Raw genomic sequence first — 21,136 nt, 5'->3', positions numbered from 1 at the left:
ATGACCTCCGTCCTTGTGCCAATCCTATGTCACCAACACCACCACCAATGTATGGTCTAGCACCTAACTACGGATGCTGTACGGCCAACTTCAACCAGGGATGGCCCAAATTCACCGAACACTTGGTGATGGAGGCAGCTGGCGGGCGTGGCCTTGTCATCCCGATGTACGCCCCTGTGTCGGTCAAACACAAACTATCCAATGGAGGCGAGGTGGTCATGGATATTAAAACAGACTACCCGTTCAGCGACACGATCATGATTGATATTAATTGTGGTAAAGATATTATGCTCTTGTTGCTGATGATACCTTCGTGGGCTGATAATCCCACTGTGGGCATTAATGGAGGCAAGCCAAACAATGCACTACCTGGTAGGTCAAAGGTCAACTAAAAAAGAGTTTTGAATTCCTGTATTTGAATTTTTGCCTACTACTGATATGAAGTCAGTTCACCACAGTACTGTCGCTTGAAATGGTTGCCACATTTTTTCAAGATTGCACTACACTTTTACCAGGATGACATTGTGTGTTAAAATTCTTTTTGCCTTTTGTTACTAGTGCAATATGCTAGGCATGCATAGAGACGAGCACATGACATCATACCTTTAATAGAGCGGATTACATCTCCTCTGTCTTCTTGCCTTCCTCCAGGCACCCTGTACAATCTTACCTGCTCAGGCCAGACAGACATTGTTGTTAAACTACCGATGAAGATCAGAGTGACTAGGAGGTATAACAACTCAACAGCTGTGTATAGAGGGTGAGTGCTGACTCAGCGAGTTTACGAGCCATTTTTTGCTCATTAAGTCTTGGGTATTAATTTAGCCTGTTCTGTGGGTGTGGGTGGGTGGGGGTTGGGAGTGAGAGACCATGATATATTTCTACCAAAGAGTAGAAGTGATCCCAAACAAAAGATTTTAAAATGTAAAACTGGCAGGGGGTGGGGGGCAAATGTCGTTTCACTACTTACAGGATTGCTGTATGTTCAGTCTCTAGTTAACAATAATATTATTCTCTCTTACAGACCTCTGTTGTATGGCCTTCACATCCAAGAAGATTTCAAGACTCTACGTAGCTATGCATTCAATAGCAAGGATTATCAAGTGACTCCTGGGTCTCCATGGAACTATGCCATAAAGCTGAGCGAGGATGACGTCGACAAGGATCTAGTTGTAGTCGAGACAGGGATAAAGAAGGGAGTGTCCCCATTCTCTACCAATGGTGCACCTGTTATGATCAAAGCTAAGGTAGGGTGGGTGGATGATGGATTACATGTATTGAGTGTGTGGGGTCGAAGGTCAAATGAAGGCTAGTGGGGGTTCAGTACATGCCCTGCAATCTACTAGGACCATCTGTTATAGTTGGAGAGCTTATACAGCTATTGTTATGATTGTGATGAGTGTGTGGGTATATGACAGTGTAAAGGATTGAACCTTGTTCTCAGTGTATGGTCTGTGCTCTACTGGGACCATTTGTTATAGTATGACAGTGTATAATATGATATTGTGGTACTTTGATATACAGTAGCTGTTTTTGTGGCATAATCAAGTAATGACATGTAGAACGTTTAAGCTTGAAAGCTAGGTACATACATGATCAAAAGCCTCATAATGATCTTGCTTAAAATTATTATTAGCATCATAATTTCCTCATGTTTCTGATCGTTAATAATTATTGTTTCATAGGGCCGGCTGTTGGATTCGTGGAAGGTAGCGGCCAACAGTGCAAGTCCGCCCCCTCTCTCTCCCGTTAAGTCGTCCAATCCACTTACAGATATAGTCTTATTGCCGTTTGGATCAACTAACCTCCGTATTGCAGAACTACCTGTGCTTGAAGAGGAATGACTGTTACAGTAGTGTGTGTGTGTGTGTGTGTGGACTCGTCACTGATAATGATTTGTTCAACATGTGCATGTGAGCTTTCTTTCATGCTGTTTTTTGCGTGCTTATATATCGTGTGTGTGTATGTGTGTGTGTGCCTTTAAAGTAACATGTTCTTTGTGTACCTTTAAGGGTTATACTATGGTCTGTGTACGCATAATATTATACCTACACACTGTAGAGTATTCTACTTTTCTATTTAAATGCCAAATATAATTAATAACTGAAGTGCACATGCATGTGCATGTCTTACAATAATCATTACACCACCAAGTTTAAAGTATTATTATATAATTCATGTCACAGACTAGTTAGGAAACAAAGAGCTGACTAAAATGTAATGTACAAAGAGACTACAGTAATAATTATAAGGGTTATGTACAAAATACAAAGTACACAATCATGTATTAACATATCTATAGTAGTGACGGTTGTATAAAAATGTTCTTGATTTCAGCTGTGAAACAAACACTCAATGTTTTAAAACACTAGACCTAAAACAACTTATTGATTTATTCACACTTAAGTAATAATTAACCAGATTAATTTGTCAAAGTTGTAGGTAATCACAGTTGACTACATCCTCTCTGTTGGACCATGTATGTTGACACATTGTATGGAAGTAGCACACCCTTGTGTAGGAAGTCAATGATGTGCTTCGTACAGACACAGCAGGCTGCAAACGGAGATATGATGATGTAGAGAAAAGCCGCAATGAAGCCGAGAGGAATGGCAATCAAGATGAGAAAGACAAACCAAAGGATAGACCACAGCCAACCACAAGCCATCGCGAGGTGTTAATCACTGATAGAGAATAGGTGAACCTATAACATACATCAATCAATGGTAGGATATGAGGAAAAGGAATTATCAGTGAAAAAATTCTAGTCTGAAAGTTCAAACACAGTCTATAGCTAGCATGCCCTGTACAGTGATGCGGCACAGTATCAATACACATATTATTATGGAGTACTAGTATAGTAGGCAGGGGTTGGAAGGTCAGGGGTTGGGTTCAGTTCTGTACTTGCCTTTAGGCAACACATTGGTAATAATTATTAGCTGGACAACCTTGTGTGTTAGCTCCCTCCAGTTGTGGTATACACACACTGGCAATAGAACTCATACAATCTCAGATTAACTTTCCAAGTTAAAGGTTAAGCTTAGCCACAAAACACGACCTAATTAGGATATCTCAAAGGTACATAATTTGTACATGTCATTGTGGACAGTGAGTATTAATTACAAACATTCTTGTTATTTCCACATTAGTGTCTCCGACATCAACACTATCAAACCTCCTGACAATGCATAGTGACATTGTGAAATTATTGGACTTGTGCCATGAACGATTAAACTAGATTGATGTTATGGTGGTTGCTAGCTTTAGGGAGGCAAAGTTAATGAATTCTTTTAACAAACTCAGAGCCAGAAAGGATATTGGATGCCCTGTTTTGGCTAAAGCATTCTGCTACGTACACAATTAAAATAACACACCCAAAACTGTTGTGTTAAAGTGAAACCTGTCTTAAAGACCACCTGCATGCAGAGACCACCTCTCTATAAAGATATTGTTTGTGTCCCAATAGTGCTTGTACCATCTATTTTGTCCTACGTAAAGAGACCATCTCTCTATCAAGGTTAAATGTTTGTGGCCCAGAGGTGGTCACTGTAGATAGGTTTCACTAACACAATAGTAAACATGAAACCAGGCTCTTCAAATTATGTCCTAAACTGTGTTTGTACTTTAGTCACAGTGATTAAAATAAAGGTCTACATCTATCTACCCTTGATCTAAATCTGTATAGATCTACACAGACCATGCTCAAAATAATACATGTATAATGGACAAAACGGTCTATGACAACTATTACACAGTGTATATTATAGATCAAAAAGTGAGGTCCTAGGCCTAGTATTAGCATAGATGGTATTTATAGTAGATCTATAGAGACTTTATATAAACTACTTTGAGCACTTTCTAAACAGAAATTCATAGAACAGACAACACGATCGGTGTACTATTAAATCAACATCACATGCCATTTTTCTTCGTAAATTCTATACACAAAGAAACTCACCAATTCAACAGGCTTTGTTTGGTCAGCTCAGCTAGTTAGTTCATACAATTCTCAGAGTAATGATCGTCAAACCAAGAGAGTATGTTTCATTTTTTAGATTTAAGCATCTGTTTATAACGATCCATTCCAGTATATGAGTCCCAGTATATACAGTACAGTGCAATTTTGGTCTATTATTGAACACCATGAACATGAACGAACAATTTGTTAACAACAACAACAACAAACAACAACAACAAACAATGGGTAAAAATTGGGCGAATTGGATACTCTACTAGTGACTGTTTGATTTCTCTGATTCCTTCAGGGTAAGTTGAGCAAACGTGATGAAAGCCGAAAACATCTCTTCACAGCTTGGAAGGACCTGTGTGTGTGTTGTGAGTGTGTGTGTGTGCATGCATGCATATATGGGTGGTGTGGGGGTTGCATGTGCAATATGTACTAATATACACAAACCTCAGTAGTTGGAAGAAGGAATCCGACATAAGTAGTGTCATTCGAAGCCTTAGGTCGCAGCTCTATCGTCAAGGGAACAAGGTCATTGCTGTCTGGGTAATGGTCATCATTCCGAGATCCTACTGCTAACATCTATCTTTTAGAAGCTGCATTACTTTTAGCAGGACTAGATGGAATAAAAAATAAAACTGATCCTGGAGATCCTATTGAAGAAAATGTTTACAAACTCTCAACAGAGAAAAAAAGAGAATACAATATTGGTTCTTTACCTGTATCGTTAAAGGGTTCATTAGACGCTCTAAGTAGTGATTCTAACTTTTTAGAAGAAGTTTTTACAAAAGATTTTCTTGAAACTTATTCTGAATTAAAATACAAGGAATATACTGCTTTTGCACAAACTCCTACTGCATGGGAAGTTTCTATGTATGCAGATGCATAAGTGGTACAAATCTCAAAAATAACACTTTTAAAATTAGATTTTAATTTTTTATTATGAATTACAAACTACTTGCACTTTCACTATTACTTATTCCCGGTTTTGCAGGAATTGCATATGGCCATACAGTTGATGCAGTTGGTGAATATCGTATAGAAATTGGTTGGATGAATGAACCTGTTATGTCTGGAGAGACAAATGGACTTGAATTGTATGTTAGCCCATTAGAATCCTGTCCTGATATTTCTATACCTTTAGAATGTGCAAATTCTCAAGAATTTAAAAATGGAATTGAGGGATTAAAAAAATTATTAAAAATTCAATTTGTATATGATAAAACAGAAACAATTACTCTTCCATTAGCTGCAGATCATGATATTCCAGGAAAATACTATGCTTTCATTACGCCTACTGTTTCAGGATATTTCCAAGCAAATCTTATTGGAAAAATTTTAGAAACTCCTGTCAATTTATCAATGCACCCACCGCCAATTGCAGAAAGATCATACATTGAATTTCCCCAATCAGCGGATTTGGCTTTAACTGAAGTTATTGATGATAATTCAAAACTTGAACAAAGAATAACTACCTTGGAAAATACTATCAAAAATCTAGAAGATTCTAATGAACAAAAACAAGATGAATTAGATAGCTCATATGTTATAGTATTACCAATTGCAATAATTGCAATCATTATGGCAATCATTGCGTTATTAAAAACAAAAAAAAATTGAATCTATGAGTATTTTTTTATAGAATTTTCCAAATCATTGATATTCTGTGATGTAATAAACTACAAGTATAGGAAAATGATTACAGATCCTAACTAGGCTGATAAAAAATGGTAGAATCTAATTATGATATTTTAGGTATTGTAGAAGGAACTACTGAAAAAGAGATTAGAGATGCATTTAGAAGATTAGCATTACAATTCCATTCGGATCGTGGTGGAGAAAATGAACAATTTATTAAAATCAAACAAGCATATGATGATCTAAAAATTGGAAAAAAATATCCTGATACCGATATTGAAAAAATCAAAAATTCTAGAGTTTATTCTGATGAGAATGAAGAAGACATTAGAAGAAAAAATCAGATTTTAGGTCAAGAATTATCTAAAGAAATGAAAACTGCTGAAGAATGGGCATCTGCATTAAATCGTTCAAATATTACTGGTACTAGATTATTTGGTTCAAAAACTCTTGGTGAAATAGAATTAGAAAGAAAAGCAACAGGTACATTATCTATTAAAGGTAATTTTATGGCTGGAACTTTAACGTATGATGGACCTATAATTATGCAAGGAAGTATTACTAGCCCTTCTTGGACTCAAGAATATAAAACAAATATTCATTTAACAAAAGGTGATTTCAAATTCATTAATCCATTAGAAAATAAATACAAAATTGATAATGGTGCACAAATTATTGTAGATAATGGAAATGCAGTTGTAGGCAATATCTATGGTAGAAAATTTAGAGTTGAAGACAAAGAAGGTAGAGTAGGAGTTTTTAAAATTCAAGAACATAGAACAAGTGTTTTTGCTATTAAAGGAAAAATTATTGCTGAAAATATTGTTAATACAGTATTTCTAGATGGCGATTCAATTATTGTTTTAAATGTTGAAGAAGATGTAATACTTTCTGCACGTGAGATCCTATTTTATGGTAGTAAGTTAACTTTTGATTGTGTAATAAAATTAAAACAAAATGGTACGATTAGATTTTTTGAAACTTTTTCTATCCAAGGATTAAGTGGAGATGCAATTATAGAATTAGAAAATGGTAAAAAAATTAGATTATTTGATCTAAAAACTAAAAAAATTAAAAATTTAGCTGATGAATTTGTTCCTCATAAAGAAAATTACAATAAAGATGCTACTATGGTAGGAAATGGATTTACAATTACTTATGAGATGTTAGATAATTTATCTAAAAAACCAACTAAAAAATCAAATTGGAAATCAAAATTCAAATTTTCAAAAGATTAGATTTCAAAATAAGTAGCCTTAATTAAAAATAATAAAAAGAAATTAAAAATTGTAGAACTAATCTAATCGATTAATTCAGTCCAACCTTTGACGAAGACTGAGTTCTTGTAGAGTGGAACTGGTTGTCCAACTGTAAAGTCCATTGGTCTCATCCAAAAGATTGCTTTTGTTGGGCATACACCGATGCATGCACCATCAGAAATACATCTTTCTGGGTAGAAAACAAATGCTTTACCTCTCTTCCAGCCTTCAACTGGTTTTACTCTAAGGACATCAGGACCTAATGTTGTACAGATTTCTACACAGAGTGCGCATCCGATACACATTTGTTCACTTATGTCTGGAATAATTCCTACTGGCATAACAAAATTCAATCGAGATTCGTGCTTAATATAATTTACCTAGATTTTTTGAGCTATAACGGCGTTTCAAATTTTATAACGGCGTTTGAGTTAGATCGCTTTACTCTTTTCTTTTGATTTTTTCTGATCGTAATCAATAATTCTAATTGTGAGTTTATTTTGAATTTTTTTTAGAAAGTATAGGTTTGTTTCAGATAATTTCATTATGTGTTTGCCTCCAGGAGACAAAACCCATTCAGAATTATCTTTATTTTTAGCCATCCCAGTTACTACAATTGTACAATCATTTTGTTTGCCTAATGATGAAAGTAACATTAAACATGAATTAACAAATCTGGCAGATTCTAAATTATCAAAAAGATTGTAAATTCCATTAAATGAATCAATAATAATCAAAAATTCTTTTTCTGAAATTTTACAAATAATTTCTGATAATTTTTCTTTCCAATCAAGCTTATTTGGTCTAAAAATTACTAAATCTTTTTTTTGTTTAATTATTTTTGATTCAATATATCCAGAATATAACAAATCCATATCTACAAAAATAATTGGATTCTTTTCAAAAACAATCAAATTACTTAAAAATTCTATTTTATGAAATGAATTTGAACATAAAACGAGGCTAGGTACATTTTTTTTAAATTCATTTTGAAAATATTCTAGATTATCATTTAGATTTATCTCAGGATTTTTATCCAACACCAAAGTAGGTTTTTACAGATATAATAATGAATTTGATGTCAAAAGATATTTCTGATGATTTTCCTATCTCAAACAAAATCTATTTGAACAATGCATCTGTTTCTTTGATGCCCTTACAGAGTATTAACGCAATGAATGATTTTTTAATTTCATATAATTCCCTAGGGCCTGATTCTAAAGATTCGGCATTATTAATTGAAGAAAAACTAGATAATGTAAGAAAAATTATTGCTAAAATAATTTGTTGTAATCCTGAAGAAGTAATTTTAACTCATAGTACTACTGATGGAATTAATATTGTTGCAAATGGTCTATCTTTTGATAATAATTCTAATATTGTTATTAGAGGAATGACTCATGAACACCATTCAAATTTTTATCCATGGATAAAATTAAAAAATAAAATTTCAGTTAGAAATCTTCCAATTGATTCAAATGGATTTTTCAAATTAGATGATTTGAAATCAAATGTAGATAATAATACAAAATTATTAGCTATAAGTCATGCTTTGTATAATACTGGTTCTATTTTACCTGCAGAAAAAATTTCTACTGTCCTCAAAAAAGAAATTCCATTTTTTATTGATAGTGCACAAACAATTGGATGCATTGGTACACATGATGTCTCAAAATTGGGATGTGATTTTATGTCATTTAATGGATCTAAATGGCTATGTGGACCGATGGGAACAGGTTTATTTTATTGTAAAAAGGAATCAAGTGAATTATTAGAACCAAAAACTATTGGAGGCGAATCTGCAATTCTTGAAAATGATGATAATTTAATTTTCAAGGATCTACCTGAAAAATTTCAAACTGGTTTTAGAAATTATGTTGGAATTGTTGGATTAGAATCTTCAGTAAAATATTTGTTAAATTTTGGTATGGAAAATATTCGTGAAAAAAATCAAAATCTATCTAATCTATTTAGAGATGAATTAGAAAAAATCTCTAATGTAATTTTGTACGGTCCAGATGATCCTGAAAAACGAACTAGTATTGTTTCATTTAATATTAAGAATTTTGATCCTGAGAAAGTTGTAGAAAAACTTGAAAAACAAAATATTATTTTAGCAGTAAGAGAAATAATGGAAAAAAAAATTATTCGTGTATCGCCTCATTTTTTTAATAATGAATCTGATATGTTAAAAGTAATTGATGAAATTAAAAAATTATAGATTTTCTTGTTCTTCAATAACCATCATAGTAAGAGTTGATTGAACTTTACTGATTTTTCTAATTTTATTTGTAATTATTGCTCTTAATTTTTCTGCGTCATCTGATGATATTTTTAAAACGATATCATATACTCCATAAACTCCTCTTATTTCATATTCTACATTTTCATCAGTAAGAATTTGTTTAATTTCAGTAATTATCGAAACGTCTGTACCTAAATCAGAATTTAACAATACATAAGCAGTAGGCACAATTTATTTTCGATAAAACAGTATTTAACTTTTCATACTTTAAAATTAATTTTAAATTTCAGCAATTATTTTCGTAATGCTAAAAATATAGTGTATCGATTAAATGAATGTATGAGTAAACCTGGTAATATTTGGAGAAAAGTTCACGGAAAAATTACAAAAAAACCTACAAATTTTTCTTGGTTAATTGAAGAAAAATTAGCTGGTTCAGGAATTCCTACTTCACTTCATGAATTTGATTGGCTTCTAAATCAAGGTGTAAAATCGATTGTTACTATGACTGAAAATCCTTTACCAGATGAATGGACTAGTAAAATTGATTATCTACATGTTCCAACGGCTGATTTCCATGCTCCTGATATGGAAGGAATAGATTCTGCAGTTGAATTTATTCAAAATCAAATAAAAAATAATCAATCAGTGATGGTTCATTGTGCTGCAGGATTAGGAAGAGCTGGAACAATTCTTGCATGCTATTTTATAAAATATGAAAATTTTTCAGCTAAAAAAGCAATTGAAAAAATTCGAAAAGAAAGACCTGGTTCTATTCAATCTGATGTACAAGAATTAGCAATTGGTTATTATGAAAAATATGTTAGAAATTAGTTTAAACAAATTCTGAAACTAATTTTCCATCAACATTTTTAATTTTTAATGTAATATTTTCTTGAAAATGTAATGTTAATCCACCTTCAGCATCTGGATCTTCAACTTTTACCAATTCTAGCATTTTGATTTTATCAAATTTTTCCATTCATTATCTCCTATTCTGGAATTGATACGGTTTCAATTTTTCCATCTACTGCTTTGATAAACATAAACCTGTTATCTTTAAGGATGAATGTAATTCCACCTTCTTTATCAGGTTCTTCAACTTCAAGAATTGGTTGTCCCAATAGACCGTCATATTTTGCCATTGTTAATCCAAGAAAAAAGTTCCTTATATCCTAATTGATTATAATTTCTATTTCATTAGAATTATTTTTGATATTGCCCTGTTCTGTATAATCATGCTTTTGCCATGATGAAAATACTTCGGCTCCTATCTTGTGTTTACCTTTTCCTAAATCAGATGCTTTGAATACGAACTTTTCATTAAAGTCCAAGAATTCTTCTCTAACTTCTTCTTCACTTAATCTGATAAATGGTTCAAAGTTTTTTGCAATTTGAACCCAAATTCTTCTATCTTTCATTGGATTAACTAATTTTGGATTTCTCGTCCAAAAAATAGCAGCTTTTCGATATGAATCAATTGTTCTACCTAATTCCTTCTTTCTAAATCCACCAGATGTCAATTTTACACCATATTTGAGCTTCATTGAAACATCATTGTTATTGTATGCTTTAGTCCAATTTGCTTCATTGAATGCATCTCTTAGTCCTCCTTCAATTGAAAATTGGACATTTATCTCAATATTTTCATCTGAAGAGTACTCTTCTTTGGATTTTTCTAGTGTTATTTGTGAAATTTTGCTTTCTGCCATGCTACAGTTCATATGATTTATATCCGCAATAAGTGCTTTTTCTGAATACATGAATGCAGAAGTAATCAGTTCAGAACCCAAAGAAATCAGTATTTCTGTCACAGAAACTGATATTGGAGTATTATACATTATCCAACACGAACTTCTAAAGGCCTCAAATGTTGATTTTGCAGGTGTTATCGTTAAACATCCATTGACGAATGAGTGCTGGATGAGAATTAATTCTAGTTCAAAACCATTAACTGAGGTCAAAAAATCAGCAGAATCTGCAATAAAGATGGCTGATGAGTTCAAAGAATTATTTACTTCAAAATTGGGGTAAATTAAATTGAAATTTTGCCCCAAATGTGAGGTTAAACTAAAAAAAGGTGAATCAGGTCTAGAGTGTTCTAAATGTGGTTACGTTGATGGAGAAAAAGTTACTGAAAAGAAAAAGATTATTGAGGAAGAACCAGATTTTTCACTACTTGCTTTTGAAGGAAACGAAGGCGAAGAAGCTCATCCTACTGTAAAAATTGATTGTGAAAAATGTGGTCATGATGAAGCAGTTGGTTGGATGTTTCAAACTAGAAGTGCAGATGAACCTACAACTAGATTTTATCGTTGTCAAAAGTGTAAATACACTTGGCGTGATTACACATAAGGTTTAACTGGAACTTATAGCCAAGAAAATTAAATTGACTTTTGGAGCTAAAACAAATGGTTCAGATGATCTAAAAGCCATAATTTCTGCAATATCCACTTTAGTAGAAGAAGCAACTTTTGTTGCAACATCTGAAGGAATTTCCTTTAGAGGAATGGATCCTTCTCACGTTGCTTTAATTGATATATCTTGGCCAAATTCAGCATTTGAAAAATATGAATGTGATAGTGATATTAAATTTGGAGTTAGAATAGATGAATTTTCAAAACTTATCAAACGTGCAGATAAAAAAGATAGTATTGAAATCAGTATTTCTGAAGAGAATATGTTACTTGTAACAGTTGGAAAAAATAAAAAATATAAAATTCGTCTTATTGAAAGCTCAGCAACTGATACGCCATTACCAAAAATTCCTTATGATTCAAAAATTATTTTAACATCCTCAAAATTTGATAAAATTCTAGGTGATGTACAAGTTGTTTCTGATTATTTAACAATTAATACATCTGAATCAAAAGGTGATTTTTCTGGAAAGGGTGATTCTGGAGAAGTAGTTATTGATCTTGATAAAGATGATGATGATATCGAAGAAATATCTTCAAAATCTGACAGTGTTGGTACTTACAGCCTTGAATATCTCAATCCTGTAGTTAAAGCCGTAGGCAGTAATGCTGGATTTATCACCTGTGAATTCTCTAGTGCAAAACCACTCAGAATTGAGTTTAAAGTCGCAAATATAGGAAGAATCCATTTTTATCTTGCTCCACGTGTGGAAACTTAAAGCATTTAAACATTGAATAATTCAGATAGTTTAACATGAAACTTGTTTTAAAATACGGTGGGACATCAATATCTAATACAAAAGATATTCAATCAGTAGCTAAACATGTAATATCATTATCCAAAAAACATCAACTTGCAATAGTTTGTTCAGCAACAAGTGGAACAACTGATGATCTAATAGAAATATCTGAATCTATCAAAAAAGAAAATAAATCTAAGGCAGAACAACTTGCATCAAAAATCACCAATAGACATAAACAATTAGCAAAACAAATAATCAAAAAATCTAACATTCAAAAAAAATTATTAATTAAGTTAAATGATGATTTTAAAGAACTTCTTGCACTAATAGATGGTTTAGTTTTGTTAGGAGAAGTAACATCCAGATCAATGGATTATTTAATTTCATTTGGAGAAAGATTTTCTGGAAAATTACTTGCAGCTACAATAAATGATTTAGGAAAAAAATCTATTCCACAAACTGGTAAAGAGATAGGAATCGTTACTGATTCTAATTTTAGTGAATCAAAACCACTTATGGATACAACCAGATTAAGAGTTTCAAAAAACATTGATACATTATTTTCTAAAAAAACTATTCCTGTAATAGGTGGATTTTCAGGCGCAGATCAACACGGACATACAACAACATTTGGTAGAGGTGGCTCTGATTATTCTGCAACAATAATCGGTTCTTGTATAAAAGCTGATGAAATTTGGTTAATGAGTGATGTTGATGGATTAATGACTGCAGATCCCAAAATTGTGAAAAATGCAAAATTACTCAAAGAAGTTTCTTACACTGAAGCAATTGAAATGGCTTTGTTTGGTGCAAAACAAATTCATCCACGAACATTTGAACCTCTATTGGCAAAAAAAATACCAATGAAAATTAGAAATTCATTAAATGTAAAAAATGAAGGAACTTTAGTTACTTCTTCACCTTCTGCATCTGTAAAAAATACTGTAAAATGTGTTAGTAATATTCGTAATAATGGATTAATTGATATTCAAGGTGGAAGTATGATCGGAACACCAGGAACTGCAGCTAAAATATTTGCAACTTTGGCAAAAGCTGGAATTAATGTAATGATGATTTCTCAAAATCCTTCTGAATCAAGTATAACAATTGTAGTAAAAAATACTGATCTTGATAAGGCCGTTAGTGTATTGGAGATGGATCTATTAGGTAAAATCATTAAAAAATTAGAAGTTACTACGGGAGTTTCAATAATTGCGTTAATTGGTTCAGGAATGCGAGGAACAATTGGTGTTGCATCTAAAGTTTTTGCAGCAATTGAGAAAAATAAAGTCAACGTATCTATGATTACACAGGGTTCATCAGAACTTAATCTTGCATTGGTAGTAAAAAATTCTGATACAAAGTCTGCTGTACGTGCAATACATGATGCATTTACACTAGACAAAATCAATTAAGACAAATAATTTAAAGTAATAAAATCAGTCAAAATTATTGAAAAAAATTATCATCGTTTTAATAATTGGAATTTTTGTTACTGGAATTATTTCAGTTTCAACTTTTTCAGATCAATATGTTGATGCAGGATCTACAAAAAAAGTTCATTTTACTCAAACAATCACATCTTCTCAAGATCCTGGATTAGGTTATGAGAATAATCAATTAGCTCTTGTTTTGTCTCCAAATGAAGGTACAATTTATGATGGTTCAATGACATTTACTTCAAGTGAATTAGTTAATGTTGTTGTTTTACACGAAATTAATCAAAATGATGTGAAAGGACAAGATACATGGACTATTAATGAAAATACAATTTATGGAAAATCTGTAATTAATCCTGAAAAAAAATCAGGTTCAATTGAATTTACAGGTGCAGGAGTTGCATTACATTCAACTAATTCAAAAGAATTTACTACAACTGTTAGTGTTGATGGTTGGATTAGAGGACAACCAACTCAAGTACTTGAACAAAAATTTGAATTTCAAAAAGAAGAACCCTCATTACTACTTTCACGAGCTAGTATTCCTGTAGAAATTCCAATGCATAAAGGAATGCACAATGGAAATGAAATTCTTTACATAATTACTGATGCGAGTACTAAAGATTATGTAAATACAATTTCAGAAAAACAAGAATATAGTATTCAATTATCAAAATCACTTGAAAATATCCCAGAAAATAATTTACAAAAAATTTTTCTTTTTAAGAATGGAATTAAAGGAGATGGATTTTTTGGATTTCAGAATGAAATTTTTTTCAATACTCCAGAACAATCAGATTATTCCCCATTAGCAACAATAACTGAAGTTACATGGAAGCCAGGTCAAAAAGAAATTGTTTTTGAATCAGCTTCAGATATTATAGACGCTGAAAAATCAGGCAGAATTAAATTCAATGAAACAAATGTAGTAGTAAATACTCCTCAAATAAAATGGTCAAGTAATCAAATGACTGAACGTTCTGACAAACAAATTAGTAACAAAATGTCATTTTCAGGAGGTCAAATTACTGATATTAATGAAAATGAAATGATTGTAACTTTTGTTGCACATAGAAGCTGGGATTTAGATGGAAAAACAATTTACTATATCATTACTGATGTATCTCCTATTGGACCATCAAAATTAATGGGTGTTACACATTCTCAATCAATTTCAGATCTCTTGACCCATTCATCTATAATTGATCAGTATCAATTCAAAAATGGAATTAAAGGATCTGGTTCGTTAGATTTTCAACCAGAAATTTTCAACTTTTCTTCATCTGAAGAAAATTATAATCCGATATCAAAAATATATCTTGTAGAATGGCATGATTCTAAATCTGCACAAATTTTGCAAACAAAATCTGATATTGATTCATTTAGAGATAATGATCTAATTACAGTTAGTATTGCACGTCCATCAAATAGTGAATACGTAATTAATTCTCCAATAGTTGATCCATTTCAATAAAAGTATCGCTAAACGGATAAATTAGTTGAGAAAAAAATTATTTTTAATTGACTGGAAAACTCTACATTGTTGGTGTTGGTCCTGGACACCATGATCATATGACATTTCGAGCAAAAGAAGTAATTTCTGAAAGTGATACTATTGTTGGATATGAAACTTATGTAAATTTAGTTCAAGATCTCATAGGAGGTAAAACTATTCACCGATATGCTATGACTCAAGAAGTTGAAAGAGCACATCAGTGTATTGATCTTGCAAAATCTGGAAAAATTGTTTCTTTAGTATCTAGTGGAGATCCTGGAATTTATGGAATGGCTGGATTGATTTATGAAACTCTTGCAGCAACAGGTTGGGTTCCCTCTGATGAACTTAAAGTAGAAATTATTCCTGGAGTATCAGCTTTGAATTCATGCGCATCGATTGTTGGCTCACCATTAATGACTGATTTTGCTGTTGTTAGTATGAGTGATCTTATGGTACCTTGGGAGATAATTCAAAAACGTGTAGAATCAGCTGCTCAAGGTGATTTTGTACTAGTAATCTATAACCCTAAAAGTAAGAAAAGGATTCATCAATTACAAGATACACAAAAAATCTTACTAAAACATAGGAAACCTACAACTCCTGTTGCAATTATTAAAAGTGCGTATAGAGAATCTGAAGCAATTGTTATGACTGATTTAGAAAATTTACTTAATTTTGATGAAGAGTTGGGTATGACAAGTACTGTGATAATTGGTAATTCATCAACATATACCTACAAAGATTTAATGATCAATCCAAGAGGATACAAATCAAAATATAATTTACATGAACAAACTAATCCTAATCTAAAAGTTTAGAAACTCTTCTTGATAGCTTCGGAAATCTCTTCACTAAGATTTAATTTTTCTCTTATAGGACTAACCACTTTAACTAGATAGTTCCCAACAGTTTGTTTTAAATCTCCTGGATGTAGTTTATTTTCTGCAAAATCTGAATGTAGCTCATCGTAATTAGAATATGAAACATTACCACCGTATTTTTCTGGTCTTTCAACATTCATTTCATTAAATTCATGAAAAATTACATTTTTTGCAATTTCTAATACTGGATTACTTTCAACATTTTGTTCTTCACACCAAGATTTGCTAATCTTTTTCTTAATTTCATTGTCGGTATTGTGAATAAATATGCCTGAGTTTGGGTCTGATTTGCTCATTTTTCCTAAAACTTGGGAATTCTCAGTATCAGCTGGTTTTGAGAGTCCTGGTAATAATTTATGATGAACAGAAACTGGAACTTTCCATTTCATTTTAGGAAAAATCTCTCTTACTAACATGTGAATTTTTCTTTGATCCATTCCTGCATGTGCAATATCAACATCTAAAGAATGAATATCAACTGCTTGCATTGCTGGATAAAGTAATTTAGCTACATCTATTTTGTTATCATCTTCAGAACGACCCATTATCGTTAATGTTCGCATTGTTCTAGCGATTGACATATGTTTTGTAAATTTTACAAGTTCAGCCCAATACTCTGTTTTTTCTTCATACAATTTAGAACCTAAAACAATTTCTGCATTTGGACAAACGAGTTTGAAAGCATCTTGATAGTATTTTGAAACCTTAGAAATTGTGTCCCAATCTCCTCCTAATTTATCATTGATTAAAGTGTGCCAATCTGCAAGAAAAATTTTGCAATTAACTCCTGCTTTCACAAAATCATTTATTTTAAAACCTGTACTGATCAAACTACCTAAATGTAAAAATCCAGAAATTTCTAAACCAATGTAATGATTTGGAGATGAATTCGTTTTAAATAATTCAATTAATTCTTCACGTGTTACAACCTCTTCAGTAGGAGGTTTTTCAATTAAATCTACTTTTTCAATTATATCCAAATCAAAACAACTTTTAAAATCTAAGCCTATAAAGTTATTTAAAATAATTTTGATAAATAGAATATTTGAATATAGGTAAATTCTATTATTCTTGTGACTCTTGAAGAAGGATTAGACTTAATCAATAATTATAAAAAAGGATTAGAAAAATTTTTAGAAACATTACCTGAACAATCTGTCCAATTAGGCTCAGAAATGATTCAAGTTCTGACTTTAAATTCTAAAAATCAAATTGCAAATTTAGAAGCAATAGAAAAATCACTATTGCGACCGGCAAAATCTTAGTTTATTGAATTTTTAAAATTGTTATTTACAATTTTTTTTATGTTTTCTTAATTCTTCACTATAATCAAATTCAGCTCCACAAGCTCGACATTTTTCCTTTTTCTTGTTATGGGCTTTTTCTTGGTGTTTTTTCAATCTTTCAGAATCTAGTAATACTGTTCCACATTTTTTACATTTCAAATCATTTTTACTTGATCCAAATAATCCCATCAGTTTACAAAGTATCTCATAGTATAAAACATAATTTTATCAAGATTTTTTTTGAAATACTTTCAAAAAATAAGATTTTTTCTTATAATTTTTATTCATCTAAACTTTTTCTAGGTTTTACACTTAGATAAAATGCATGTGCACTAATTATGAATGCTGCAAGAAATACTTTAGTTGCAAAAACCAAGTTCCATGGACGATCAGGATCTGGATAAGCTACTAACAATTTATCAATATCTGGTACTATTCCATTTACTACTCCTGCTGTCATTTGTGCATTTAAAACTGTAAAATTGTATAAAACTTCATAAAAAGAAATTATTGCAAATCCAAGTAACATCAATTGAAGTAAAGCCATTCTTGTTCCAACAATTTTGTCACCAGCAGTTCGTCTCCAACCAATTCTAGTACAACAGTACCATCCAATTATTGTCGAAAAAAATATCCAAGTTGAAACTCTAGCAAAATTTTCAAATGGAATAGTTGTATTGTGAATTACTTCTCCCATTACATACGTTCCATGTTCTAACCATTCTAACATTGTAGCATAAACACCAAAAATTAATGATGAAACCATAATTGCACCACAAATATAGAAAATATACAAATAGACTTTGTAACCTGAATCAGTTTTTTCTAAATGTCGTGGTTTCATTCTATGATTTGCCAAATTTTGAAATATAAAAATTCATACCTATTAAACGAGATTTATAGAGTAGTTATTCTACGGCAAATTATTGAAAATACCCATAAACATTCCTTTTGTAGGCAAGGAAGAAATTTCAGTAGTCACTTCTATTCTTAAAAACAGTGCTTTAACTTCTTCAGCAAATCAAGGCGGAAAACATGTTCAAAATTTTGAAAAATCAGTTTCTTCATTTGTAAATTCAAAATATACGATTGCTGTAAATTCTGGAACTGCAGCATTACAAGCAGCACTTTATGCTTTAGATATCAAACATGGTGATGAAGTTTTAATTCCATCATTCACTTTTGTTGCAACTGCAAATTCTGTACTTTCTACTGGTGCAAAACCTGTTTTTGTCGATATTCTAAAAGATAATTTTACAATGGATCCAGATCAACTTGAGAAAAAAATTACAAAAAAATCCAAAGCAATTGTTCCTGTACACCTATATGGGAATGTGGCTTATTTGGATAAAATTTCTGAGATTGCTAAAAAATACAATATACCAATAATAGAAGATTCTGCTCAATCACTTGGATCTACTTTTAAAAATAAACATACGGGAACATTTTTTGAAATGGGATGCTATAGTATGTACCCGGCAAAAGTGATGACTGCAGGTGAAGGAGGATTTATTGTTACAAACAGCAAAAAATTACGAGACAAATTATTGATGATTAGAAATCACGGAATGGTAAAAGGATATGATACAAGAATCCTTGGTCTTAATTTGAGATTACCTGAAATAAATGCGGCAATTGCACAAGTACAAATGAAAAAATTACCAAAATTTTTGAAAGCAAGACAAAAAAATGCAGAACTTTTAACAGAATTACTTTCCAAATCAAATCTTACTTTACCGATTCAAAGAAAACATGAAAAAGTAAATTGGTATCTTTACACTGTTACTTCACCAAAACGTAATACTCTTTTGAAAAAACTTAATGAAAAAGGAGTGGGTGCAGCCTCGTATTATCCAACACCTGTTCACAAAACCCCCTTTTACAAATCTAAAACAAAATTACCAATAACTGAATGGGCTGCTTCAAAAGTACTTTCTTTACCAATACATCCTAAAGTAACTACAAAAAATATTGAATTTATTTCTAAATCAATTTTTGAAATACTTTGAATAAATTAAGTGACGTAATTGGAAAACTTTGTGAGGTTCTTCTACCTATTCCTGAAGAATTCTATATTGGTAACACTAATTCATCAATTTGTATTTGTACACTTTCTAGTATAAAATTACTAAAAGAATTAAAAAACTCTGAAATTATTGAAAATGTTGCAATAGCTGGAAGATTATTTACTGAAAACAAAGGAATTGATTCAATTATAAAATGTGTTAATCAAAATAAAAAAATTAAAACAATTATTGTATGTGGAAAGGAAGTTTGGGGTCACAAATCAGGTCACTCATTATTTCAATTGCATAAATATGGGGTTGACAAGAATTACAGAATTATCAATTCAACTAGTCCTGAACCGATTCTAACTGTTTCAAATTCCCAAATTCAGTATTTTCAAAAAGAAATTACTCTTGTAAATTTGATTAATGAAACAAATATGCAATTAATTATTAAAAAAATTCAATCAAACTAGTAACCGTTTTTTTGTCTTTCATGATTAATTTGGTTTTTTCTTTTGTATTCATCTAAAATATCATCAGGTGTTAATTTCAATTCTAATGATGCCTGAACTACAAAATGCCATATGTCAATTAATTCTTCTCTAGCCTCATTTTGATTAAATTCAGTAGGTGTTTTCCACCATTTCCAATTTGTAGTTCTTTGTAATTCGACTGCTTCATGCATAATTGCAGTACATAATGCTGATACTCTACCTTCAGTATCTTTAGGATATCTATCTAATTTCATTACTTCAGACAGACCTTTTTGAAGTTTGAAAATTTCATCTAATCGATCTTCATTTTTTTCTGACAAGATATTATTAATTTTAAAAATAATTTAACTTAAGTCTTTTTAGAACTGGATCATTTTTTCATATGATTTTAGACGTTTTTTAATATCGCCATTTTTAATTTTGAGTAATCCATCTAAACCATATCTTTCAACTGCAAATGATCCAAGAACATTTCCGTATACCACAGCCTTTTTAATTTCTGAAATTTTTGTTGTTTTTTTACTAGCAAGATATCCAATCATTGCTCCAGCAAATGAATCTCCTGCACCTGTTGGGTCTACAACATTCTCTAATGAGAATCCTGCAGTAGGAAAAACAACATCATCATAAAACATCAAAGAACCATGTTCACCTTTTTTAATTATAATGTATTTTGCACCCCACTGTCTCATTTTTTTTGCACATTTGATTAAATTATGTTCTTTTGTTAGCAGCTTTGCTTCTTCATCATTGATTACAACTGCATCAACATTTTTTATCATTTTAATTACTGCACTTCTTTTTGTTGATATCCAAAAATCTATGGTATCACACATTGAAAATTTCACATTATCAAATTCTTTAATTAATTTTGTATTTTGTTCTGGATCATTATTTGCAAGGTAAACAAATTGTGATTTCTTATATTCGTCAGGTACAATTGGTTTAAAATCTCCTAACACGTTTAATTCTGTTTTTAAAGTAGATCTTGTGCTTAAGGTATTATCATATTTTCCATCATATCTGAATGTTTTACCTTTGCTAATGGTTAATCCTTGTAAATCTAGATATTTTGATAAAATATTATGATTTTTTCTTGAAAAATCTTCTCCTACAACTGCAATTAATCCTGTTTTTACAAAATTACTTGAAGAAATTGCTGCATATGTTGCTGCTCCGCCTAAGACATTTTTTAGAGTTTTAGTTGGTGTTCTAATTGTATCTAGGGCTGTTGAACCAAAAACAGTAAGCATTAATCAAAAA

At 31.3% G+C, this 21,136-nt stretch carries 26 protein-coding genes and 1 pseudogene; 16 read left to right on the top strand and 11 right to left on the bottom strand.

Features of this window, described 5'->3' with window-relative positions; genetic code table 11:
- The 5 genes and pseudogenes from AW732_RS06210 to AW732_RS06195 form a co-directional block, all read left to right on the top strand.
- On the top strand, window positions 1–392 hold a 392-nt coding region (locus tag AW732_RS06210; protein WP_216634409.1), incomplete at its 5' end, for a beta-L-arabinofuranosidase domain-containing protein.
- Between the two features lie 462 nt (window positions 393–854).
- Window positions 855–1,313: a hypothetical protein gene (locus AW732_RS06205; protein WP_156416076.1), complete on the top strand. Its 459-nt coding sequence runs from the start codon at window positions 855–857 to the stop codon at window positions 1,311–1,313.
- 3,225 nt (window positions 1,314–4,538) lie between these two features.
- A pseudogene (locus AW732_RS08445) lies at window positions 4,539–4,853 on the top strand (type I glutamate--ammonia ligase); the annotation flags it as partial.
- 53 nt (window positions 4,854–4,906) lie between these two features.
- The gene (locus tag AW732_RS06200; protein WP_067960078.1) at window positions 4,907–5,584 is read left to right on the top strand and encodes a hypothetical protein; all 678 of its coding nucleotides are present in this window, start codon (window positions 4,907–4,909) and stop codon (window positions 5,582–5,584) included.
- Between the two features lie 107 nt (window positions 5,585–5,691).
- Window positions 5,692–6,840, top strand: coding sequence for a J domain-containing protein (locus tag AW732_RS06195; protein WP_067960075.1), 1,149 nt, complete (start codon window positions 5,692–5,694; stop codon window positions 6,838–6,840).
- A 62-nt stretch (window positions 6,841–6,902) separates the two neighbouring features.
- Here AW732_RS06195 and AW732_RS06190 read toward each other — a convergent pair whose 3' ends face one another.
- Window positions 6,903–7,202, bottom strand: coding sequence for a 4Fe-4S binding protein (locus AW732_RS06190; RefSeq protein ID WP_007402606.1), 300 nt, complete (start codon window positions 7,200–7,202; stop codon window positions 6,903–6,905).
- A gap of 90 nt (window positions 7,203–7,292) precedes the next feature.
- The gene (locus AW732_RS06185; protein WP_067960072.1) at window positions 7,293–7,904 is read right to left on the bottom strand and encodes a hypothetical protein; all 612 of its coding nucleotides are present in this window, start codon (window positions 7,902–7,904) and stop codon (window positions 7,293–7,295) included.
- A gap of 26 nt (window positions 7,905–7,930) precedes the next feature.
- On the opposite strand from AW732_RS06185, the gene AW732_RS06180 reads away from it, so the two are divergent.
- On the top strand, window positions 7,931–9,082 hold the full coding sequence (locus AW732_RS06180) for an aminotransferase class V-fold PLP-dependent enzyme (protein WP_067960070.1): 1,152 nt from the start codon (window positions 7,931–7,933) through the stop codon (window positions 9,080–9,082).
- Here AW732_RS06180 and AW732_RS06175 read toward each other — a convergent pair.
- Window positions 9,077–9,334 carry an Lrp/AsnC ligand binding domain-containing protein gene (locus AW732_RS06175; RefSeq protein ID WP_067960067.1) on the bottom strand — a complete coding sequence of 86 codons (258 nt, stop codon included), beginning with the start codon at window positions 9,332–9,334 and terminating at the stop codon, window positions 9,077–9,079. The two genes, AW732_RS06180 and AW732_RS06175, sit on opposite strands and share 6 nt — an antisense overlap.
- 111 nt (window positions 9,335–9,445) lie before the next feature.
- Here AW732_RS06175 and AW732_RS06170 point away from each other — a divergent pair, with 111 nt between their 5' ends.
- The gene (locus AW732_RS06170; protein WP_067960063.1) at window positions 9,446–9,940 is read left to right on the top strand and encodes a dual specificity protein phosphatase 23; all 495 of its coding nucleotides are present in this window, start codon (window positions 9,446–9,448) and stop codon (window positions 9,938–9,940) included.
- A gap of 1 nt (window position 9,941) precedes the next feature.
- On the opposite strand, the gene AW732_RS08775 is transcribed toward AW732_RS06170, so the two are convergent.
- Genes AW732_RS08775 through AW732_RS06165 form a run of 3 tightly spaced genes read right to left on the bottom strand, consistent with a single transcriptional unit; the run spans window position 9,942 to window position 10,818 of the window.
- Window positions 9,942–10,088 (bottom strand): hypothetical protein, encoded by a 147-nt coding sequence (locus AW732_RS08775; RefSeq protein WP_172790410.1) that lies wholly within the window; start codon window positions 10,086–10,088, stop codon window positions 9,942–9,944.
- A gap of 10 nt (window positions 10,089–10,098) precedes the next feature.
- Window positions 10,099–10,251, bottom strand: coding sequence for a hypothetical protein (locus tag AW732_RS08770; protein WP_172790409.1), 153 nt, complete (start codon window positions 10,249–10,251; stop codon window positions 10,099–10,101).
- 30 nt (window positions 10,252–10,281) lie between these two features.
- Window positions 10,282–10,818 (bottom strand): hypothetical protein, encoded by a 537-nt coding sequence (locus AW732_RS06165; RefSeq protein ID WP_067960099.1) that lies wholly within the window; start codon window positions 10,816–10,818, stop codon window positions 10,282–10,284.
- A gap of 49 nt (window positions 10,819–10,867) precedes the next feature.
- Here AW732_RS06165 and AW732_RS06160 point away from each other — a divergent pair, with 49 nt between their 5' ends.
- Genes AW732_RS06160 through cobJ form a run of 6 tightly spaced genes read left to right on the top strand, consistent with a single transcriptional unit; the run spans window position 10,868 to window position 16,021 of the window.
- Window positions 10,868–11,140, top strand: coding sequence for an RpoL/Rpb11 RNA polymerase subunit family protein (locus AW732_RS06160; RefSeq protein ID WP_067960061.1), 273 nt, complete (start codon window positions 10,868–10,870; stop codon window positions 11,138–11,140).
- A 6-nt stretch (window positions 11,141–11,146) separates the two neighbouring features.
- Window positions 11,147–11,461, top strand: coding sequence for a transcription factor S (locus AW732_RS06155; protein ID WP_067960058.1), 315 nt, complete (start codon window positions 11,147–11,149; stop codon window positions 11,459–11,461).
- A 34-nt stretch (window positions 11,462–11,495) separates the two neighbouring features.
- On the top strand, window positions 11,496–12,242 hold the full coding sequence (gene pcn / locus AW732_RS06150; protein ID WP_067960055.1) for a proliferating cell nuclear antigen (pcna): 747 nt from the start codon (window positions 11,496–11,498) through the stop codon (window positions 12,240–12,242).
- Window positions 12,243–12,277: 35 nt separating this feature from the next.
- The gene (locus AW732_RS06145; protein WP_067960053.1) at window positions 12,278–13,681 is read left to right on the top strand and encodes an aspartate kinase; all 1,404 of its coding nucleotides are present in this window, start codon (window positions 12,278–12,280) and stop codon (window positions 13,679–13,681) included.
- A 37-nt stretch (window positions 13,682–13,718) separates the two neighbouring features.
- Window positions 13,719–15,179 (top strand): hypothetical protein, encoded by a 1,461-nt coding sequence (locus AW732_RS06140; RefSeq protein ID WP_067960051.1) that lies wholly within the window; start codon window positions 13,719–13,721, stop codon window positions 15,177–15,179.
- Window positions 15,180–15,226: 47 nt separating this feature from the next.
- The gene (cobJ, locus tag AW732_RS06135) at window positions 15,227–16,021 is read left to right on the top strand and encodes a precorrin-3B C(17)-methyltransferase (RefSeq protein ID WP_067960047.1); all 795 of its coding nucleotides are present in this window, start codon (window positions 15,227–15,229) and stop codon (window positions 16,019–16,021) included.
- Here cobJ and AW732_RS06130 read toward each other — a convergent pair.
- Complete coding sequence (locus tag AW732_RS06130) at window positions 16,018–17,064, bottom strand: tyrosine--tRNA ligase (RefSeq protein WP_067960044.1); 1,047 nt, start codon at window positions 17,062–17,064, stop codon at window positions 16,018–16,020. The genes cobJ and AW732_RS06130 overlap by 4 nt on opposite strands.
- A gap of 93 nt (window positions 17,065–17,157) precedes the next feature.
- Here AW732_RS06130 and AW732_RS06125 point away from each other — a divergent pair, with 93 nt between their 5' ends.
- Window positions 17,158–17,349, top strand: a complete 192-nt coding sequence (locus AW732_RS06125) for a hypothetical protein (protein ID WP_067960041.1) — start codon at window positions 17,158–17,160, stop codon at window positions 17,347–17,349.
- 21 nt (window positions 17,350–17,370) lie between these two features.
- Here AW732_RS06125 and AW732_RS06120 read toward each other — a convergent pair whose 3' ends face one another.
- Window positions 17,371–17,559, bottom strand: a complete 189-nt coding sequence (locus tag AW732_RS06120; RefSeq protein ID WP_067960038.1) for a hypothetical protein — start codon at window positions 17,557–17,559, stop codon at window positions 17,371–17,373.
- Between the two features lie 91 nt (window positions 17,560–17,650).
- Window positions 17,651–18,214, bottom strand: a complete 564-nt coding sequence (locus tag AW732_RS06115; protein WP_067960097.1) for a hypothetical protein — start codon at window positions 18,212–18,214, stop codon at window positions 17,651–17,653.
- An 82-nt stretch (window positions 18,215–18,296) separates the two neighbouring features.
- Here AW732_RS06115 and AW732_RS06110 point away from each other — a divergent pair, with 82 nt between their 5' ends.
- Together AW732_RS06110 and AW732_RS06105 are read left to right on the top strand one after the other, a co-directional pair.
- Window positions 18,297–19,379: a DegT/DnrJ/EryC1/StrS family aminotransferase gene (locus AW732_RS06110; RefSeq protein ID WP_067960035.1), complete on the top strand. Its 1,083-nt coding sequence runs from the start codon at window positions 18,297–18,299 to the stop codon at window positions 19,377–19,379.
- Window positions 19,376–19,852 (top strand): hypothetical protein, encoded by a 477-nt coding sequence (locus tag AW732_RS06105; RefSeq protein WP_067960032.1) that lies wholly within the window; start codon window positions 19,376–19,378, stop codon window positions 19,850–19,852. Before AW732_RS06110 ends, AW732_RS06105 begins: the two co-directional genes overlap by 4 nt.
- Here AW732_RS06105 and AW732_RS06100 read toward each other — a convergent pair.
- Together AW732_RS06100 and AW732_RS06095 are read right to left on the bottom strand one after the other, a co-directional pair.
- Complete coding sequence (locus AW732_RS06100; RefSeq protein WP_067960029.1) at window positions 19,849–20,193, bottom strand: dUTPase; 345 nt, start codon at window positions 20,191–20,193, stop codon at window positions 19,849–19,851. The two genes, AW732_RS06105 and AW732_RS06100, sit on opposite strands and share 4 nt — an antisense overlap.
- Before the next feature lie 39 nt (window positions 20,194–20,232).
- Window positions 20,233–21,126 (bottom strand): PfkB family carbohydrate kinase, encoded by an 894-nt coding sequence (locus AW732_RS06095; RefSeq protein ID WP_067960026.1) that lies wholly within the window; start codon window positions 21,124–21,126, stop codon window positions 20,233–20,235.
- Window positions 21,127–21,136 lie beyond the last annotated feature (10 nt).

This window comes from Nitrosopumilus sp. Nsub (assembly GCF_001541925.1).
GTDB lineage: Archaea > Thermoproteota > Nitrososphaeria > Nitrososphaerales > Nitrosopumilaceae > Nitrosopumilus.
The sequence above is the reverse complement of the archived record's forward strand: the minus strand, read 5'-3'. Positions and strand labels throughout refer to the sequence as shown.

Excerpts from the sequence above, each read along its gene's own strand:
- AW732_RS06195 (WP_067960075.1), top strand. The coding sequence starts at position 5,692 with ATGGTAGAATCTAATTATGATATTTTAGGTATTGTAGAAGGAACTACT.
- AW732_RS06165 (WP_067960099.1), bottom strand. The coding sequence starts at position 10,818 with ATGGCAGAAAGCAAAATTTCACAAATAACACTAGAAAAATCCAAAGAA.
- AW732_RS06145 (WP_067960053.1), top strand. The coding sequence starts at position 12,278 with ATGAAACTTGTTTTAAAATACGGTGGGACATCAATATCTAATACAAAA.
- AW732_RS06200 (WP_067960078.1), top strand. The coding sequence starts at position 4,907 with ATGAATTACAAACTACTTGCACTTTCACTATTACTTATTCCCGGTTTT.
- AW732_RS06170 (WP_067960063.1), top strand. The coding sequence starts at position 9,446 with ATGAGTAAACCTGGTAATATTTGGAGAAAAGTTCACGGAAAAATTACA.
- AW732_RS06190 (WP_007402606.1), bottom strand. The coding sequence starts at position 7,202 with ATGCCAGTAGGAATTATTCCAGACATAAGTGAACAAATGTGTATCGGA.
- AW732_RS08775 (WP_172790410.1), bottom strand. The coding sequence starts at position 10,088 with ATGGAAAAATTTGATAAAATCAAAATGCTAGAATTGGTAAAAGTTGAA.
- AW732_RS06115 (WP_067960097.1), bottom strand. The coding sequence starts at position 18,214 with ATGAAACCACGACATTTAGAAAAAACTGATTCAGGTTACAAAGTCTAT.
- AW732_RS06160 (WP_067960061.1), top strand. The coding sequence starts at position 10,868 with ATGAATGCAGAAGTAATCAGTTCAGAACCCAAAGAAATCAGTATTTCT.
- AW732_RS08770 (WP_172790409.1), bottom strand. The coding sequence starts at position 10,251 with ATGGCAAAATATGACGGTCTATTGGGACAACCAATTCTTGAAGTTGAA.
- AW732_RS06180 (WP_067960070.1), top strand. The coding sequence starts at position 7,931 with ATGAATTTGATGTCAAAAGATATTTCTGATGATTTTCCTATCTCAAAC.
- AW732_RS06095 (WP_067960026.1), bottom strand. The coding sequence starts at position 21,126 with ATGCTTACTGTTTTTGGTTCAACAGCCCTAGATACAATTAGAACACCA.
- AW732_RS06120 (WP_067960038.1), bottom strand. The coding sequence starts at position 17,559 with ATGGGATTATTTGGATCAAGTAAAAATGATTTGAAATGTAAAAAATGT.